We start from the raw sequence: 16,127 nt of genomic DNA, 5'->3' as shown, positions 1-16,127 counted from the left end.
CTTCCGTTGAAACATGAGCACCGGGTCGGCTCGGAAGCGTGCCCCGGTGAGGAGTGTTGACCGCACTGTCAGTCTAGACCCGGGCGTTTCGGGTGAGCAGTGTGAAAGTGGCGACACGTGGGGAGTGCTGCGGTCGGATCGGGGTGCCCCGGATATGACAAACGATTTGGCACATCGGCAGAACGTGTAAAAAAATCGCCTCCTTTTTTACACGTTCTGCGACCTGCAGCCAACCCCCACCCTCAGCTCTTGGCCGCCAGGGCCGTCGCCGCCGTGAGCAGGCCAGCCATGACGATGGCCATCAGCGGATAGCCGCCGACGAGACCGGCCAGGGCCGGCCCGGCCGCGGGAGCCAGCGCCGTGCCGACGGTGATCGGGGCGACGAAGACACCGTTGATCGCCCCGAAGTTCTTCGTCCCCCACCGGTCGGACACGGCGGTGGCCTGCAGCAGGGTGATGCAGCCGCGCACTCCGCCGGCGAGCATGCCGATGCCGATGAGCAGCCAGATCGGCCCGGGCACGAGGGCGAGCAGCCAGAGCCCCACGGCGCCTGCGGCGAAGAGGATGACCGTGCGGGAGCGCGGGCTGCTGCGTCTCTCCAGCGCCGGGTAGAAGAACCGGCCGGTCACCTGGCCGAAGCCGACGAGCCCGAGCGCGATGGCCGCGATGCTGTAGTCGGCTCCGCGTTCGATGATGAGCGGGATGATGTTGATCGTCACCGCGAACAGGGTGAAGGTCGAAGCGGCGACCGCGATCTGCAGGACGACGAAGCGCGGATCGCGGGTGACCGTGCGGATCTGCGCCGGCGAGGGTTTCTCGGTCACGGTCGACGCCTCGTCGGTCCACCTCCGGTTGAGGAAGAACAGGTGCATGGGCAGCGCGGTGACCGCGAGGACCACCGCGAGCACGACATAGATGGGCCGCCAGCCGTAGGAATCGATGAGCCAGGCGATGATCGGAGCGAACACCGTCGAGGCAAGTCCTCCGACCAGCGTGATCGTCGTCAGCGGTTTGACCCGGTTCGCCCCGTACCAGCGGGTGACCACGGCGAAGGCCGGCGGGTAGAGCGTGGCAGCCTGGGCGAATCCCGCGAGCACCCACGCGAGGTAGAAGACGAGCAGATTGGGGGCAGCGGCGACGATGAGGAGAGCGAGGACGCCGATGACCGTGCCCAGACTCATGATCGACCGCGGCCCGTACGAGTCGAGCAGCTTGCCGACCCGGATCCCGGCAATCGCGGAGACCACGAGTCCCAGCGAGAGGGCGGCGGTGACGACCGTGTGACTCCACTCCATGTCCTGCGAGATCGGCTCGACCGCCACCGGCAGCGAATAGTAGAGCAGCCCCCAGCTCACGAGCTCGGCGATGCAGAGCGCGATCAGCCCACCCCGTGGACGGTCTGTCATGACCCGAGGTCCCCCGCCGAGGTGGCCGGTCGATCCAGCCCCGCCGAGGTGGACGGGTCGTCATCGTCGCCCGCCGAGGCGGCCAGTCGTTCCAGCGCCGCCGACCAGGGGATCCGCTCCTGTTCGAGGCGGACGTCGCCTTCGGCGCGGATCCGGGTCAGCGCCCGTCCCTCCGTGCCGGTCAGGGCGGAGAACGTTCCCGTGTGCGGTTTCGGTTCGGGCACCCATAGGTCCCGGTGCTCGAGCAGAGTCGCCTCGTCCATGAGCACCGACTCCACCTGCGGCAGGTGCCGACGCAGCCGGGAGAGGATCGCGAAACCGTGGGAGTCGAGATCGCCCCAGTAGAGGATGCGCGCCCCGCGCACCCAGCCCAGTCGCGCGACGGTGTCGACGGCGTAGCCCGAACCGTGGATGGCGACCGCCCCCGGCCAGTCCGGCATCGCGAGCACAGATTCGAGGTTCTCGAAGACGAAGACGATCCGTGCGGCGATCTTCATCGTGTTCAGTTCGACCACCTGTGCGCTGATGTCGCTCAGACCCGCGGGACGCAGTGAGGGATCGAGGAGGCGCAGTCGGATCCGCGGTTCGGCGTCGAGGACGTCGACCGCCTCGGCGTGTCCGGCCGCGGCAAGGAGGGCGGTGACGAGGGATCGGTGCGCCTCGAACCATTTCGAGTCGACCCCGCGGATGGGCATCTGCCGCGGCCGCAGGGAGCCGAGCGGATTGTCCCGCAACCACGTGACGACCTCGAGGACGGTGGCGAATTCCTCGTCGCTGAGCCCGATGATGCGCTTCGCGTGCGCCTTGATCGCCGAGGCGGTCGGGTCACCGTCCGCGGAGACGGTCGGGCCGTCTTCCGCCGAGACGGTCGGACTGTCTTCCGCCGAGGCGGTCGACGGCACGGCCCCGAATCGCGCCCTGATCGTCGCGGCCCGATCCCGCAGGCGCCGCCACTGCCGCGCCTCGTCCCCGCCGGCGAAGTCAGCGACCGCGTCCGGGGAGCGCAGGTGCAGCCGGAGCGGGATTTGCTGGCGCCCGACGCGGGCCCAGGATCGTTCACCCCAGTCGACGGTCGGGGCATCGAGAGCCCGGACGTGACGACCACGGTCAGCGTGACCCGGGGCGTCGATGGCCCGCCAACTCGTCGCCCAGTCCATCGCGGCGGCCTGATCGGCGAGGACCTGCCGCTCCGTGGGCGGGTGCAGGGTGATGTCCACGCTCACCTCAGCCTCGGCGAGTGCCGCCCACGTCGACATCGACGAGCGCAGGCGCTTACGGGCCCTCGCTCTCGCCTCGGCGACGGTGAGCATCGTCATGAGTCGGACGGCTCCGTCTCGCCCCACACCATCGTCGAGGCCAGGGTCTTCTGACGGCTCGGGTTCTCGATCGAGGTCGCCGCGCCCACGTAGGGCTCGATGGTCTGGAGCAGCTTCTGCGGGGTGGCCAGCACCATGTGGAAGCCGAACTCGATGAAGATGTCGAGCGCCATCCGGGTGTAGCGGGTGTCGGCCTTGTCGAATGCCTCGTCGAGGATGATCGTGCCGTAGCGCGAGATCGCCTCGTCGGGATCGGCGAGCTGGTAGCGCAGCGCGGCGGCGAGGCAGAAGATGACGAGCTTCTGCTGCTGACCGCCCGACATCGCGGCCCCGGAATCGTAGGTGGCGTGCGCGCGGCCGTGATCGTCGATCTCCTCGGCGAGGAATGACACATGCAGACGGGTGTCGAGGCACTGGTTCTTCCACACCTTGTCCACGTGCTCGCTCGAGGAGAATCGGCGCATCACCTCGGCGAGCGTCTCGTACTTCTCCTCCGCCGTGGCCATGTTCTCCTCGCCCCAGCTGCCGCCGGCGACCTTGCGCAGGTCGGCGATGAAGGCGTTGACGGTCTCGGAGCGGCGGGTCTTGACCTTGAGTCGCAGGTAGCGGTCCTGGTCGAATTGGGAGCGCAGGAGCGAGGAGTTGATCGGGGCGACCCGCTCCTCGATCTCGCGCGGGGCCGCGTGGATCTCATTGAGCAGTTCGCCGATGAGATCGCGGGAGCGCTGCCGCAGCAGGTCCCGGAACCGATTCTCGTGATCGGGCAGACCGTGGGCGAGGATCTCGTCGAGCATCGCCAGATATCCGTGCCGGTCGGCAACCTCGGCCGTCAGCTGCGAGGTCACCGAGGGCCAAGCGGCCTTGAACTCGGCCGCGAGTCTAGTCACGGACTGGCCGGCCTCGCTCGCCGTCTGCTGCGCGCGGTCCTTCTCCGCCTGCAGGGTCTGGGAGACCTGCTGGCCGATCTCGGCGAGGTTGTCCCGGCGGATGCTGCGTTGGATGCGGCGGAAGCGGGCATCGAGCTGTTCGCCGAGGTGGCCCTCGACGTCCGGGATGCGCCCGGCGTTGACGGCGTCCTCGAGGCGGGCGATGCCCTCCCGCAGGCCGGTGACCTCCTTGTTGGCATCGCGGAGGGCGTAGTCGGCTTCGGTGCGGGCGGTCTCTGCGGAGTCCTTGGCGGCCTTCGCCTCACGTTCGGCGCCGATTGCCTGCTGGAGATCACCGTCGGCGTCTTCGAGTTCGCGCAGCTGCCTCTCGAGTGCCTCGACCTTTTCCTGTGCTCCCGCTTGGTCGACATCGCGCCAGGCCTGTTCGCGGATGCCGGCGAGGATGCCGCGGCGGCGGTGGGCCTGGGCGGTCTCGGCATTCGCGGCATCGACGATCGCCTCGACCTCGGCCAGTTCGGTCTGGGCCTCCTTGAGGACCGAGATGAGGGCTTCGAGCTTCGACTCGCGGTCGCCGAGGACCCATTGGCTGCGGTCGTCGATGCGGCGCCGGTCGTCCTTCTCATATCTCGTGCGCGAGGTCTTGACCTGACCTTTGAGGGTCACGGCACGTGCATGGTCGTCGAGTTCGTCGGGGTGGTCGACGCAGGCGAAGTCGAAACGCTCCGACAGGGTCGACCGCACCCAGTCGCCGAACCCGGTCTCGGCGACGCGGACCTTGTTGACCAGGGACTTCTCACTGCCGACGGGGCGGGGTTTGGCCACCTGGGAGGGAATCTCTTCGAACACGAGACGACCGCGGATCCGGTGGCTGTCGACCCAGGAGCGGACGGTGGCGAGGTTCTCGCTGCGTACGAGCACGGTCAGTGCGACGGGCCGCAGCACGCGTTCGATCGCACCTGTCCACTTCGCTTCTGCAGGGTCGACCTCGATGAGCTCGGCGGCGAAGGGCAGGGCCTTCTCACTCAGGCCGGTGCCTTCGGCGAGTTCGGATCGGATGGCCAGCAGATTGTTCGGCACGGTCGAGCCGGAGCGGCGCAGGGAGTCGATCTCGGCCTCGAGCTCCCGGACCCTCGCACGTGCTCGGGAGAAGCGGTCGTGGTCGGCGTGGCTGGGTCCGGCGACCTGCGTCTCATCGTCGAGGGTGGTCGCGATCTGCGCCTGGAGTTCGACGAATTCGGCCTGCGTGGTCGGCACTGAGCCGATATCGGCCTGCTCGAGCTGGCGTTTGAGACTCTCCCAGCGGGCGGCGATGGAGCGACGCTCGGTCTCGGCGGTGTCGATGCGCTGCTGGAGGTGCTCGGCCTCGGCACCGCCGAGTTCGAGGGTGGCCCGGCGGGCGAGATCGAGTTCGTCGACGGCGGCGGCGAAGTCTCTCTTGGTCCGGTCGGCGGCGACTTCGAGTTCGACGAGCTGCCGGGTCAGCGTGGACAGGTCGGTGCGCAGGAGTTCGAGTTCGCGACGTTTCTGGAAGGGCAGCAGCGCCTCGTTGAGGGCGATCGACTTCGCCGCGGTGTCATTGGCGGTGTCGTATCCGGTGGAGGCCTCGCGCAGCCGGAGCAGATGGTCGCGTTGGCGGCGGAGTTCGACGACGTGGTCGTGAGCGTCCTTGAGGTCGCCGAATTGTCCGACGGCGGTCTCGGCGAGGTCGAAGGTGACCGGGGTTTCGAGCATGTGGTCGCGGAACAGTCGGTCGAGACTGTCGAGGCTCTTGGCCGACTGGGTCTTGTGCAGCAGCTGCAGTGCGGATTCGCTGGCCATGCCGAAGACCTTGCGCATTCGGGCGTAGAACTTCGCGTGGGCACCGTTCGAGGTGATGAGCGCCTCGGGGTGCTCGGCCTTGAGCTTGCGGGTCTCGAGTCCGGTGCGGGCGTACTGCTGCAGGTCGGCGAGGTCGAGGCCGGCTCTTTCGAGGATGCAGGCATCGGAGAGATCGGCGGTCTTCGTGCCCGAGCCCTTGATGAAGAAGAGCCGGGCCAGGCTCAGCGGCTTGTCGGTGCCGTTGTCGTAGCGGAGGATGATGCCGCTCCAGGTGGCGCGCGGACGCAGGTATTTGCTGACCACCCGGTCTTCGTCGGAGTCCGCGGTCCTCGTCCAGGCGCCGCGAACGTAGCTGACGAGGCTGCGCTGGTCGAGGCGGGCACCGGCGGTCTGCGCGGCGACGTTGAAGCGCAGCCACTTGTCGGGGGTGAGCACTGCGGCGATGCCGTCGAGCAGGGAGGACTTTCCCGATCCCGAGGGCCCGGTGATGAGGTGGCCTTTGTGCGAGACGGGAATGCGGTGGATGTCGGCGTCGAAGGTGCCCCAGTTCGCGATCTGGATCTCCGACAGCCGCCACTGGCTGCCGACATCGGGACGGTTCGCTCCGCGGGCGCGGGCCTGGTCGGCGACGAAGGCGGCATCGAGGGGGAACAGGGCCTCGGTCACGACTCGTCCTCCTCGGTGTCGGTATCGGTGGTGTCAGTGCCGGTGGCGTCGGTGTCGGCGGAATCCACCGCCTCGGTGGTGTCGGCTTCACCGGGCGAGACTTCACCGGGCGAGACCTCACCGGCGGCGGTGCGTTCGTAGACGTCGATGAGTTCGCGCACCCGGTCCTCGTCGACGAGGAACTTCACCATCGGGGAGATCTCGAACCGGTCCTCGCCGGCCTTGTGGAGGACGCGCAGGCGGTTGCTCATCCGGTTCCAGGAACCGTTGAGGTTGCGCTGGAACGTCGACTCGTCGCCGGTGCGGTAGATCGCAAGGCGTTCGTAGACCTCTTCGCGGTCGACGATGACTCGGCGTTCGCCGGGTGCGGCGAGGAGGAGCTGGCGGAGGACGAGCAGCATCGCGGTGTCGAGGAAGGTCAGGCGTTCGCTGCGCACGGCGGCGGGGGCGTCGATCTCTTCGGTGACGATCTTGCGGGTGAAGGCGAATTCGTCGATCGTGTCGATGACGAGTTCGAGGAACAGATCGTGCAGGCGCGAGCGCACGAGGTCGACGTCGGCGACGAGCGCGGCCCACAGCTGCGGACTCTGGGACCCGGAGACGTAGGGTCCCTTGAGGAGTTCGAGCAGCACCCGGCGGGTCCGTTCACCGAGGGTTCCGGTGTCACCGTTCCACAGGGCACTGGGGTTGGTCTCGGGGAATTCGCTCGCCGAGGTGGTCCCACCGGGGGCGGCGGAGACGTCGTCGGCGGGGCTGGTGGTCTCGCTCATAGGGTGATGCCTTCGGTGAAGTAGTGGCGGCGGATCAGGGCGGAGCGGCCGATGCCGTCGATGCCCGACCATTCGAGGAGCTCCCGCGATTCCGGATCGACGTTTCCATAGGTGCTGGCCAGGGACAGCAGGCCGACGACGCTCGCCAGACCCTGGGTGGCGGGGAAGCGGTCGAGCACCTCGGCGACGGAGGCCTCTGCGGTCTCGCCGACGACGGTGTTGATGTTCTCGCTCAGCTCGGCGAAGTCGATCTCCGATTCGCGGGCGACGGCGATGAGTTCGGCGAAGTCGACCTCGGACTCGGCGGCCTCACCCAGTTCTTCGCCGGCATCGAACTCTGCGGGGTCGTGGAGGACGACTTCGCCGACGCTGGCCAGGGCGACGCTGGAGAGTTCGAGGTCGATGCCGATGTCGTCGTAGGGTCTGCGGACCTTCGCCACGGGCGCGGCCGCGGCCAGGCCCTCCTGGATGAGGGTGCGCATGACGCGGTCGCGTTGGAATTCGTGGGAGTGGACGTAGCGGCGCAGGCCGCGGGCGAATTCGGAGAGGATGTCCGAGACCTCGCGGGAGCCGTCCTTCATGGCCCGCATCAGTGTGCGCAGGGCCCGCCGGGTCTCGAGTGAGAGTGTGGCGGAGAAGTCGCGGTCGAGGATGGCGGCGATGTCTTCGTCGAAGGCGGCGGCCTGTTCGGGATCCCGGACGAGCGCGGAGAAGGCCGAGAAGGTCCGCCCCTCATCGGAGGATTCGATGAGGTCGACGCCGCGGAACACCTCGTCGAGGACCTGGGACTGAGAGTCTTCGGCGGCGAGGATCGAGACCCGCAGCTCCTGATTGAGCTCCTCGAAGCGGGCGCGGACGCGGGCGAAGTCGGCCGGTAGTCCCTGAGCCTGTTGGAGGATGTCGCCGACGCGTTCGTTCGCACGTCTGCGGTCGAGGACGACCGAGCGCGGGTCGCCGCGCCGGACCCGGGCGATCTCGGCGTCGATGCGGTCGCGTTCGGCCGCGAGTGAGGCCAAGCGGCGTGAGCTGTCGGGGTCCGTGTCGATGGCCAGCTGTCGCACGGATTGGGCGAGGCTGACCAGGCGGGACTCCGTGGCGGTCTGCGGCGGGGTGCGCAGCTGCTCGAGGATCCTCACGGCGTCGAAGCCGGCGGCCGAGAGCTCATAGGTCTCGCCTCTGGCGGAAGTGGCCGGCCTGCGGACGAGGATCTCCGCGCGGCGCCAATCGTCGCAGTAGGCCTTCGCGGTCTTCAGCGACAGGTCGAAGTGGTCGCGCAGCTCTTCGAGGTCGGCGTCGATGCTCTCGTGGAGATCCTCGGTGTTCAGCCGGGTGCCGGGCCGACCGAGGTGGGCGTCGAGGGAGGCGGCCATGATCGCGATATTGTCGGCCCGGAGCATACGCAGGGTGGCATTCGACTCGAGCAGTCGCCGGTAGGCGAGTGCGGATGACAGGGCGGACATACGGACTATTCTCTGCGCCGAGGCGCCGGCTTGCCAATTCGGGAGTGTGCTCAGCCCGCGGCATCCCTCCCGCCGAAGGTCGTCGGGTCCACAGGCCGGTCCTTCTTCGGCACCTTCGCCACGACCAGGCAGTAGGACTCGAGGACGAGATCGTGGAGGAGTTCGGCGTCGAGTGCGTTGCCGCCGGCCGCAGATTCATCATCCCCGGCCCCGGCCACGGTGATCCAGTGCTTCTTGCTCATGTGATATCCCGGGGTGATCTCCGCGTAGGCGTCGCGGAGCACTTCGCCGTCGAGGGGATCGATCTTGAGATTCATGCTCGGCACGCCGTGAAGCTCGTACTGCATCATGAACATCTTGCCGCGCACCTTGTAGACGGTGTTCTCGGGCCCGAAAGGATGGTCGATGACGACCGAGGGGTACTGCATGGCCTGGTCATGGGCGAGCCGGAGCACGGTATCGGGATCCATGCGCCGAGGCTAGCAAACGGCACTGACAGATAGACTCATGAGCATGCCTGACACCGCTTCGTCCACCACTCCCCCGCACCTGCTCCTCGCCGCCCTCGGCGGAACCATCGCCTCGACGGCGAATCATTCAGGTGGGGTCGCACCCGCACTCAGCGGGGCCGAGATCGCCGCTGCCGCCGGTCTCGGCCGCATCTGGCCGGATCTGCAGGCCGATTTCACGCAGGTCTCGCAGGTCTCGAGCGCGAACGTCACCCTCGACATGCTCTTCGACGTCGTCGAGCTCGCCCGCACCACGGAGGCGCACGGGATCGTCCTCACCCAGGGCACCGACACCTTGGAGGAGTCCGCGTTCGGTCTCTGGCTGCTCAACGATTCGGGCACGCACATCGCCGCCACCGGCGCGATGCGCAATCCCACACTGCCCGGCGCCGACGGTCCGGCGAATGTGCGTGCCGCGGCACTGACAGCACTGTCGCCGCTGGTCAGGAACCTGCCGGCGAGTCTCGTCTTCGACGACGAGGTCCACGATCCGCGCTTCGTCCGCAAGTCACATGTGTCCTCGACAGCCGCGTTCTCCTCGGGTCCCGTCCTCGGCGCCATCGGGTGGCTGAGCGAGGATGCGCTCCGACTGCCCCACGCTCCCGCTCCGACCGCGCCGTCCCCCTTCGCCGGGCTGCCTCGCCCCGATTCCCTGGCGAAGGTCGCCCTCGCCGAGGTGGGGATGGGCGAACCGGAGGAGACCCTGGCCGGGATCCTCGAGTCCGGTTTCGCCGGTGCCGTGATCTCGGGTGTCGGAGGGGGCCACGTCCCCGAGCACCTGGTGCCCGCGGCGACCCGCCTCGGCGAGGCCATGCCCGTCGTGCTTGCTTCGCGAACCGGGTCGGGTGCGAGCCTGCGGAGCACCTACGGCTACCTCGGCGGTGAGATCGGACTGCTCGAGTCCGGGCTCATTCCGGCCGGGCTCCTCGATGCCCGCAAGGCCCGCATCGTCCTCACCCTGGCGCTCAGCTTCGGCCTCGACCCCGCCGAGGCATTCGCGCACTTCGGGTGAGCGTCAGACGGGTCTCGTCGACTCCCTGATCACAAGCTCAGGAGTGAACATCTGGTCGCAATGGGCAGTTGCCGAGGATTCGTTCTCGGCAAGCAGCGTCTCGACTGCGGTGCGCCCCAGGAGTCCGGCAGGCTGCCGCACCGAGGTCAGTGGAACGATCGTCGAGAGCGCATAGTCGATGTCGTCGTAGCCGATGATCGCAAGATCGTCGGGAATGCGCAGTTCGGTGAACATGATGACAGCCTGCATGACACCGACGGCAAGCAGATCGTTCGCGCAGAAGACTGCATCCGGTCGCTGCGCCTCCGGCAGGGAGACGATGCGCTCACCGACGTCACGCCCGGCCAGGATCGTCATCTCGCTCGACTCGAACAAGGGAAGCTCGATTCCGGCTTCGCGAGCCCGGTCCCGGGCTCCGGCATAGCGGTCCGCCACCTGAGGCAGCGACAACGGTCCGCCGACGAAAATCGGTGCCGACGATCCCCCGGCGATGAGATGGTCGAGCGCCATTCGACCACCGGCGACGTTGTCGACCGTCACTGATGACAGCGCGAAGTCGCCGGGTGCTCGGTCGACGAGCATGACCGGTGTGCCCTTCGACGCAATCGACTCGAGTTTGGACAGGTCAGCTCCCGAAGGAGTGACGAGAAGTCCGTTGACACGCTGTTCGGCGAAGAGATCGAGGTACTTCGATTCCCGCGCCTCGTCGGTTCCGGAGTCGCCGAGGAGGAGAGACAGCCCCGCGACATCGCAGGCCTCCAGCGCACCGTGGGCAACCGAGGCGAAGAATGGATTCGAGGCGTCGAGGACGACGAGTCCGAGACTGCTGCTCCGCCCGGATCTCAACTGTCTTGCCGCCGCGTTGCGCACGAATCCCAGCTCTTCGATCGCGTCGTTGACCTTGAGCATGGTGGCCTCAGAGACCTTCGACGAGCCGTTGACCACGTGTGACACCGTCCCGACCGAGACGCCGGCGCGGGATGCGACATCGCGCATACTCACTTTCGCCATGGTGGTCCTTCCAGGTCAGCGGTCACGGACAACTCTCATTCTGCCCGAATTCCTCCGCGCAGTCTTGATGTGACTCACACGACATGCTATCGTTCCAAACGTCAATATTGAAACGTTTCAATCGGAATGGCCCAGCGACTCGTTTCACACCAGCATCCGCGCCGCCGCGCTCGCGCATCTGCGCTGTCGGCACAGCTGCGACCGCCGCCCATGCGGTCGCTCGTCCATATCGGAGGAACGCATGACGGACACAACGACGTCGTCCAAATGGAAGGCCACCGTCGCGGTGGCCATGTCGAACTACATCGAAGCAGGATCGATCATCGCCATCGCCACCAGCATGAGTCTGTGGCAGGCGGAGTTCGGACTCGACAGTCTGGCCGTCGGTCTGCTCAGCGCTCTCAGTGCCAACGCCTTCGGAGCGGCAATCGGCGCGGCCATCGGAGGCCCGCTCTGTGACCGCTACGGACGCAAATTCATCTACACCTACGACCTGCTGCTCTACATGTTCGGCACTCTGTTCGCGATCTTCGCGATGAACTTCTCCATGCTGCTCATCGGTTTCGTCCTCACCGGCATCGCCGTGGGAGCGGGAGTCACAGCGGCATGGACCTACATCGCAGAGGAAGCTCCGGACGGTCGCCGCGCCGGTCACGTCGGCGTCGCACAGCTCGCCTGGTCGATCGGCCCCATGGTCGGATTCCTGCTTGCCGCACTGCTCGAACCGATGGGTCTGCTGGGCTCGCGATTCATCTTCGCCCACCTCTTCGTCATCGCCTTCATCACGTGGTGGGTGCGGCGCGGACTCAGCGAATCACGGCGCTGGACCGAGAAGAACTCCAACCCCGACACGGTCGGCACCTACCGAGGGTTCTTCCAGCTCTTCACGAACAGGAAGAACATCATCGCACTGCTGTTCCTCATCGGCGTCTACGGCCTGTGGAACACGGTGGCCGGACAGGCAGGCATCTTCCAGCCGCGGATCTACGAGGCCACCGGCCTCACGGACGCCCGATCGCAGTACCTGCTCCAGGTTCTCGTGTGGGGCCTCACCAGCGCCGCCACCTTCTGGGGCTTCATGCGCTACGGCGACAAGGTCTCTCGTCGGTGGCTCTACTGCCTCGGTGCCGGTCTCGGAATCATCGCCTGGGCGGTCCTCATCTATGGTCCGGCCGGCTGGTTCTCCCTGCTCGTCTTCGCCTTCGGCTGGGGCATCTCGTCGGGACTCGGGGCACAGGCGTTCTACGGACTGTGGGCCGCCGAACTCTTCGCAACCCGGTATCGTGCGTCTGCCCAGGGCTTCATGTTCATGATCGTTCGCGTCATGGTCGGAGTGCTCTCACTCTGGTTCCCGCTCATGCTAGAGAAGACCGGTCTCCACGGTGTCGGCGTCCTCATCCTCGGACTGCTCGTCGCGGCACTGCTCATCGGCACGATCTGGGCACCGAAGACGCAGAACAAGACGCTCGAAGAGATCGAGATCGAGCGCTACGGCCGACTCCTCGATGCCGACCATGCCACCGAGGTGGCCGTCGGGAACATCCGTCCCGACGGGACGCCCGCGGTGAGGGAGAACTGACGTGGAGCGCGTCTGCTTCAGGATGCAGGTCGACCCTGATCACCTCGACGAGTACATCGAGCGGCACAGAAGCGTGTGGCCGCAGATGCTCCGGGCCCTGCACGAGACAGGATGGCGCAACTACTCTCTCTTCGCCGATGCTGCGGGAATGGTCGTCGGCTACCTCGAGACAGAGGACTACGAAGCCGCGCAGCAGGGTACGGAACTGACCGAGATCAATACTGCCTGGCAGGATTCGATGTCGCCGCTGTTCGCGGCGGGCGGCTCCTTCGACTCCGGTCCCGAACGGCTGCAGGAGATCTTCAATCTCGACGATCAGCTCTCTCGCACGGATTGACCCAGCGACGACTCACGAAACGCGAATGCAAGAAACACGGCAACAGTTAGGAACATGCAGCTCCCATGAGCACTCACCCCACCTTCGCAGACATCACCGGCCAACTGGCCGAACAGTCGATCGAACTTCCCTCCTGGGCATTCGGCAATTCCGGGACGAGGTTCAAAGTCTTCGGCACCCCGGGCACTCCGCGCGATCCGTTCGAGAAGGTCGCCGATGCCGCCAAGGTGCACGAGCTCACCGGCCTCGCCCCGCAGGTTGCTCTCCACATCCCCTGGGACCTCTGTGACTTCGACGCTCTTGCCGATCATGCCGCCGAGGTGGGGGTGAAGCTGGGAACCATCAACTCGAACACCTTCCAAGACGATGACTACAAATTCGGCGCGCTGACCCATGAGGACGATCGGATCAGGACGAAGGCGATCGATCATCATCTCGAATGCATCGATGTCATGGATCGCACGGGTTCCCGCGACCTCAAGATCTGGCTGGCAGAAGGTTCGAACTATCCCGGACAGGCCGATCTGCGCGGCAGACAGGATCGGCTTCACGAATCGCTGAGCAGGATCTACGATCGCCTCGGCGAGGATCAGCGTCTGGTCCTCGAATACAAGTTCTTCGAACCCGCGTTCTACCACACCGATGTCCCCGACTGGGGAACGAGCTACGCCCAGGTCACCGCGCTCGGGGAGAAGGCTAAGGTCTGCCTCGACACGGGCCACCACGCTCCGGGAACCAACATCGAGTTCATCGTCATGCAGCTGCTCCGCCTGGGGAAGCTGGGGTCCTTCGACTTCAACTCCCGGTTCTATGCCGATGACGACCTCATCGTCGGTGCCGCTGATCCGTTCCAGCTCTTCCGGATCCTCTACGAGGTCGTTCGCGGCGGAGGACTGAACAACCCTGACGTCGCGTTCATGCTCGACCAGTGCCACAACGTGGAGAACAAGATCGAGGGACAGATCCGATCCGTGCTCAACGTGCAGGAGATGACCGCGCGTGTGCTGCTGCTCGACACCGACGCCCTCAGTGCCGCGCAGAAGTCCGGCGATGTCCTGGCCGCCAATGACGTCTTCATGGATGCCTTCCACACGGACGTCCGCCCGGCGCTCGCCGAATGGAGAAGCTCCCGCGGGCTTCCTGCTGATCCGCAGCGCGCCTTCCGCGAGTCCGGATACCAGGAGAAGATCGCGGCCGATCGCATCGGCGGCACCCAGGCCGGCTGGGGCGCCTGAGCCGGATCTGAATTCTTCCATCCCTGTCCCACCCCTCACTGACGACTCCTGAGGAGAAGCATGACCACGATCAATCCCACGGTGAATGAACTCATCCGCCGTTCGAACTCCCTGGGTTCGGATCGCCGCAATACGAACTTCGCCGGCGGCAACACCTCCGCCAAAGGCACCGATGTCGATCCCGTGAGCGGCGAGGAGGTCGAACTCCTCTGGGTCAAGGGCTCCGGCGGAGATCTCGGAACGCTCACTGAGGGAGGACTGGCCGTGCTCAGACTCGACCGCCTGCGGGCCATGGAGAGGACCTACCCCGGGGTCGATCGCGAGGATGAGATGGTCGCGGCCTTCGACTACACGCTGCATGGCAAGGGAGGGGCGGCTCCGTCGATCGACACCGCGATGCACGGGCTCGTCGATGCCGCCCATGTCGACCATCTCCACCCCGACTCCGGCATCTCCATTGCCACTGCCGCCGACGGTGAGGAGCTGACGAAGCAGATCTTCGGCGACAGAGTCGTCTGGGTTCCCTGGCGACGTCCCGGCTTCCAGCTCGGCCTCGACATCGCTGCGATCAAGAAGGCCAATCCCAGCGCCATCGGCACCATCCTCGGTGGACACGGAATCACCGCTTGGGGAGACACCTCGGAGGAATCGGAGGCGAACTCCCGCTGGATCATCGACACCGCGGCCGCCTACATCGACGAGCACGGCAAGTCCGATCCCTTCGGTTCGGCCCGCCCGGATTTCGCGGCCCTGCCGGAAGCCGAACGGCACGCCAAAGCCGCTCTCCTGGCACCTCACCTGCGCGGCACCGCCTCGGCGGATCGGGCCATGGTCGGTCACTTCACCGATGACCCTGCCGTCCTCGAATTCCTCGCCGGCGAGAAGCTGAGCGCTCTGGCCGAACTCGGCACCAGCTGCCCGGACCATTTCCTGCGCACCAAGGTCAAGCCACTCGTCGTCGACCTCCCAGCCGACGCCTCGGTCGAGGACATCGTCGCCGCCCTGCCAGCCCTCCACGAGGCCTACCGGGCGGACTACCAGGCCTATTACGACCGCTACGCCGATGCGGACACCCCGGCCATCCGCGGGGCCGACCCCGCGATCATCCTCGTCCCCGGCGTCGGCATGTTCTCCTACGGCGCAGACAAGCAGACCGCCCGCGTGGCCGGGGAGTTCTACGTCAACGCCATCGACGTCATGCGCGGCGCGGAATCCCTGTCCACGTACAGTCCGATCTCCGAAGAGGAGAAGTTCCGCATCGAATACTGGGCTCTGGAAGAGGCGAAACTCAAGCGCAAGCCGGTGCCCAAGCCCATGGCCTCCCGCGTCGCCTTCGTCACCGGAGCAGCCAGCGGAATCGGCAAGGCCATCGCCGCCCGCTTGGCGTCCGAGGGCGCCTGCGTCGTCATCGCCGATCTCGACCTTGAGAAGGCCCAGGCCGCTGCCGCGGAGCTCGGCTCCCCGGACGTCGCCATCGGTGTCTCTGCCGACGTGTCCGACGAGGTGGGAGTCCAGGCGGCACTCGCCGAGGCGGTGCTCGCTTTCGGAGGCGTCGACCTCGTCGTCAACAACGCCGGGCTCTCGCTGTCGAAGTCCCTGTTCGAGACCACGGAGAAGGACTGGGACCTGCAGCACAATGTGATGGCCAAGGGCTCGTTCCTCGTGTCGAAGAACGCTGCGCAGATCCTCGTCGATCAGGGCATGGGCGGGGATATCGTCTACATCTCCTCGAAGAACTCCGTGTTCGCCGGTCCGAACAACATCGCGTATTCGGCGACCAAGGCGGATCAGGCCCACCAGGTGCGCCTGCTCGCCGCCGAACTCGGCGAGCACGGCATCCGCGTCAACGGCATCAACCCTGACGGGGTCGTCCGCGGCTCAGGAATCTTCGCCGGCGGCTGGGGCGCCCAGCGTGCCAAAACCTACGGCATCGAAGAGAAGGACCTCGGCAAGTTCTACGCCCAGCGGACCATCCTCGGCCGGGAGGTCGTGCCGGAGAATGTCGCGAACGCCGTGTTCGCCATGTGCACCGACGACTTCTCACACACCACCGGCCTGCACGTGCCCGTCGACGCGGGAGTCGCTGCGGCGTTCCTGCGGTGATTTCGACAGATACACAGA

General features: G+C 66.5%; 12 protein-coding genes. 5 read left to right on the top strand and 7 right to left on the bottom strand.

From position 1 onward, the window contains the following. Positions 1 to 242: 242 nt before the first annotated feature. The 6 genes from ACH82I_RS13395 to ACH82I_RS13370 are packed head-to-tail and all read right to left on the bottom strand — an operon-like array spanning position 243 to position 8,793. Positions 243 to 1,406 carry an MFS transporter gene (locus ACH82I_RS13395; protein ID WP_413333289.1) on the bottom strand — a complete coding sequence of 388 codons (1,164 nt, stop codon included), beginning with the start codon at positions 1,404 to 1,406 and terminating at the stop codon, positions 243 to 245. Further along, entirely contained in the window at positions 1,403 to 2,722 is a 1,320-nt protein-coding gene (locus ACH82I_RS13390; protein ID WP_413333287.1) for a Wadjet anti-phage system protein JetD domain-containing protein, read from the bottom strand. Before ACH82I_RS13390 ends, ACH82I_RS13395 begins: the two co-directional genes overlap by 4 nt. Continuing rightward, positions 2,719 to 6,093 (bottom strand): ATP-binding protein, encoded by a 3,375-nt coding sequence (locus ACH82I_RS13385; protein ID WP_413333286.1) that lies wholly within the window; start codon positions 6,091 to 6,093, stop codon positions 2,719 to 2,721. Before ACH82I_RS13385 ends, ACH82I_RS13390 begins: the two co-directional genes overlap by 4 nt. Further along, positions 6,090 to 6,863: a DUF4194 domain-containing protein gene (locus ACH82I_RS13380; protein ID WP_413333284.1), complete on the bottom strand. Its 774-nt coding sequence runs from the start codon at positions 6,861 to 6,863 to the stop codon at positions 6,090 to 6,092. The genes ACH82I_RS13385 and ACH82I_RS13380 overlap by 4 nt, the downstream gene beginning before the upstream one ends. Further along, complete coding sequence (locus tag ACH82I_RS13375) at positions 6,860 to 8,323, bottom strand: DUF3375 domain-containing protein (RefSeq protein WP_230746025.1); 1,464 nt, start codon at positions 8,321 to 8,323, stop codon at positions 6,860 to 6,862. Before ACH82I_RS13375 ends, ACH82I_RS13380 begins: the two co-directional genes overlap by 4 nt. A gap of 50 nt (positions 8,324 to 8,373) precedes the next feature. Beyond that, a complete protein-coding gene (locus ACH82I_RS13370; protein WP_230746027.1) occupies positions 8,374 to 8,793 on the bottom strand; it encodes an MmcQ/YjbR family DNA-binding protein in 420 nt (139 codons plus the stop codon). Between the two features lie 43 nt (positions 8,794 to 8,836). Here ACH82I_RS13370 and ACH82I_RS13365 point away from each other — a divergent pair, with 43 nt between their 5' ends. Beyond that, positions 8,837 to 9,844 (top strand): asparaginase, encoded by a 1,008-nt coding sequence (locus ACH82I_RS13365; RefSeq protein WP_413333282.1) that lies wholly within the window; start codon positions 8,837 to 8,839, stop codon positions 9,842 to 9,844. Between the two features lie 3 nt (positions 9,845 to 9,847). On the opposite strand, the gene ACH82I_RS13360 is transcribed toward ACH82I_RS13365, so the two are convergent. Further along, positions 9,848 to 10,855 (bottom strand): LacI family DNA-binding transcriptional regulator, encoded by a 1,008-nt coding sequence (locus ACH82I_RS13360; protein ID WP_230746032.1) that lies wholly within the window; start codon positions 10,853 to 10,855, stop codon positions 9,848 to 9,850. A 241-nt stretch (positions 10,856 to 11,096) separates the two neighbouring features. Between ACH82I_RS13360 and ACH82I_RS13355 the strand changes: the two genes are divergently transcribed. The 4 genes from ACH82I_RS13355 to ACH82I_RS13340 all read left to right on the top strand — a co-directional run bounded on the left by ACH82I_RS13355 (position 11,097) and on the right by ACH82I_RS13340 (position 16,109). Then, positions 11,097 to 12,434: an MFS transporter gene (locus ACH82I_RS13355; protein WP_413333280.1), complete on the top strand. Its 1,338-nt coding sequence runs from the start codon at positions 11,097 to 11,099 to the stop codon at positions 12,432 to 12,434. Between the two features lies 1 nt (position 12,435). After that, entirely contained in the window at positions 12,436 to 12,771 is a 336-nt protein-coding gene (locus ACH82I_RS13350) for an L-rhamnose mutarotase (protein ID WP_413333278.1), read from the top strand. 65 nt (positions 12,772 to 12,836) lie between these two features. Continuing rightward, the gene (rhaI, locus tag ACH82I_RS13345; RefSeq protein ID WP_413333276.1) at positions 12,837 to 14,006 is read left to right on the top strand and encodes an L-rhamnose isomerase; all 1,170 of its coding nucleotides are present in this window, start codon (positions 12,837 to 12,839) and stop codon (positions 14,004 to 14,006) included. Positions 14,007 to 14,066: 60 nt separating this feature from the next. Next, positions 14,067 to 16,109 (top strand): bifunctional aldolase/short-chain dehydrogenase, encoded by a 2,043-nt coding sequence (locus tag ACH82I_RS13340; protein ID WP_413333274.1) that lies wholly within the window; start codon positions 14,067 to 14,069, stop codon positions 16,107 to 16,109. Positions 16,110 to 16,127 lie beyond the last annotated feature (18 nt).

It is taken from the genome of Brevibacterium sp. GP-SGM9, assembly GCF_047300845.1.
Taxonomy (GTDB): Bacteria; Actinomycetota; Actinomycetes; order Actinomycetales; family Brevibacteriaceae; genus Brevibacterium.
The sequence above is the reverse complement of the archived record's forward strand: the minus strand, read 5'-3'. Positions and strand labels throughout refer to the sequence as shown.

What these genes read in the sequence shown, in the direction of transcription:
- ACH82I_RS13375 (WP_230746025.1), bottom strand. Translation starts at nt 8,323, where the DNA reads ATGTCCGCCCTGTCATCCGCACTCGCCTACCGGCGACTGCTCGAGTCG.
- ACH82I_RS13355 (WP_413333280.1), top strand. Translation starts at nt 11,097, where the DNA reads ATGACGGACACAACGACGTCGTCCAAATGGAAGGCCACCGTCGCGGTG.
- ACH82I_RS13340 (WP_413333274.1), top strand. Translation starts at nt 14,067, where the DNA reads ATGACCACGATCAATCCCACGGTGAATGAACTCATCCGCCGTTCGAAC.
- ACH82I_RS13360 (WP_230746032.1), bottom strand. Translation starts at nt 10,855, where the DNA reads ATGGCGAAAGTGAGTATGCGCGATGTCGCATCCCGCGCCGGCGTCTCG.
- ACH82I_RS13390 (WP_413333287.1), bottom strand. Translation starts at nt 2,722, where the DNA reads ATGACGATGCTCACCGTCGCCGAGGCGAGAGCGAGGGCCCGTAAGCGC.
- ACH82I_RS13395 (WP_413333289.1), bottom strand. Translation starts at nt 1,406, where the DNA reads ATGACAGACCGTCCACGGGGTGGGCTGATCGCGCTCTGCATCGCCGAG.
- ACH82I_RS13365 (WP_413333282.1), top strand. Translation starts at nt 8,837, where the DNA reads ATGCCTGACACCGCTTCGTCCACCACTCCCCCGCACCTGCTCCTCGCC.
- ACH82I_RS13380 (WP_413333284.1), bottom strand. Translation starts at nt 6,863, where the DNA reads ATGAGCGAGACCACCAGCCCCGCCGACGACGTCTCCGCCGCCCCCGGT.
- rhaI (WP_413333276.1), top strand. Translation starts at nt 12,837, where the DNA reads ATGAGCACTCACCCCACCTTCGCAGACATCACCGGCCAACTGGCCGAA.
- ACH82I_RS13370 (WP_230746027.1), bottom strand. Translation starts at nt 8,793, where the DNA reads ATGGATCCCGATACCGTGCTCCGGCTCGCCCATGACCAGGCCATGCAG.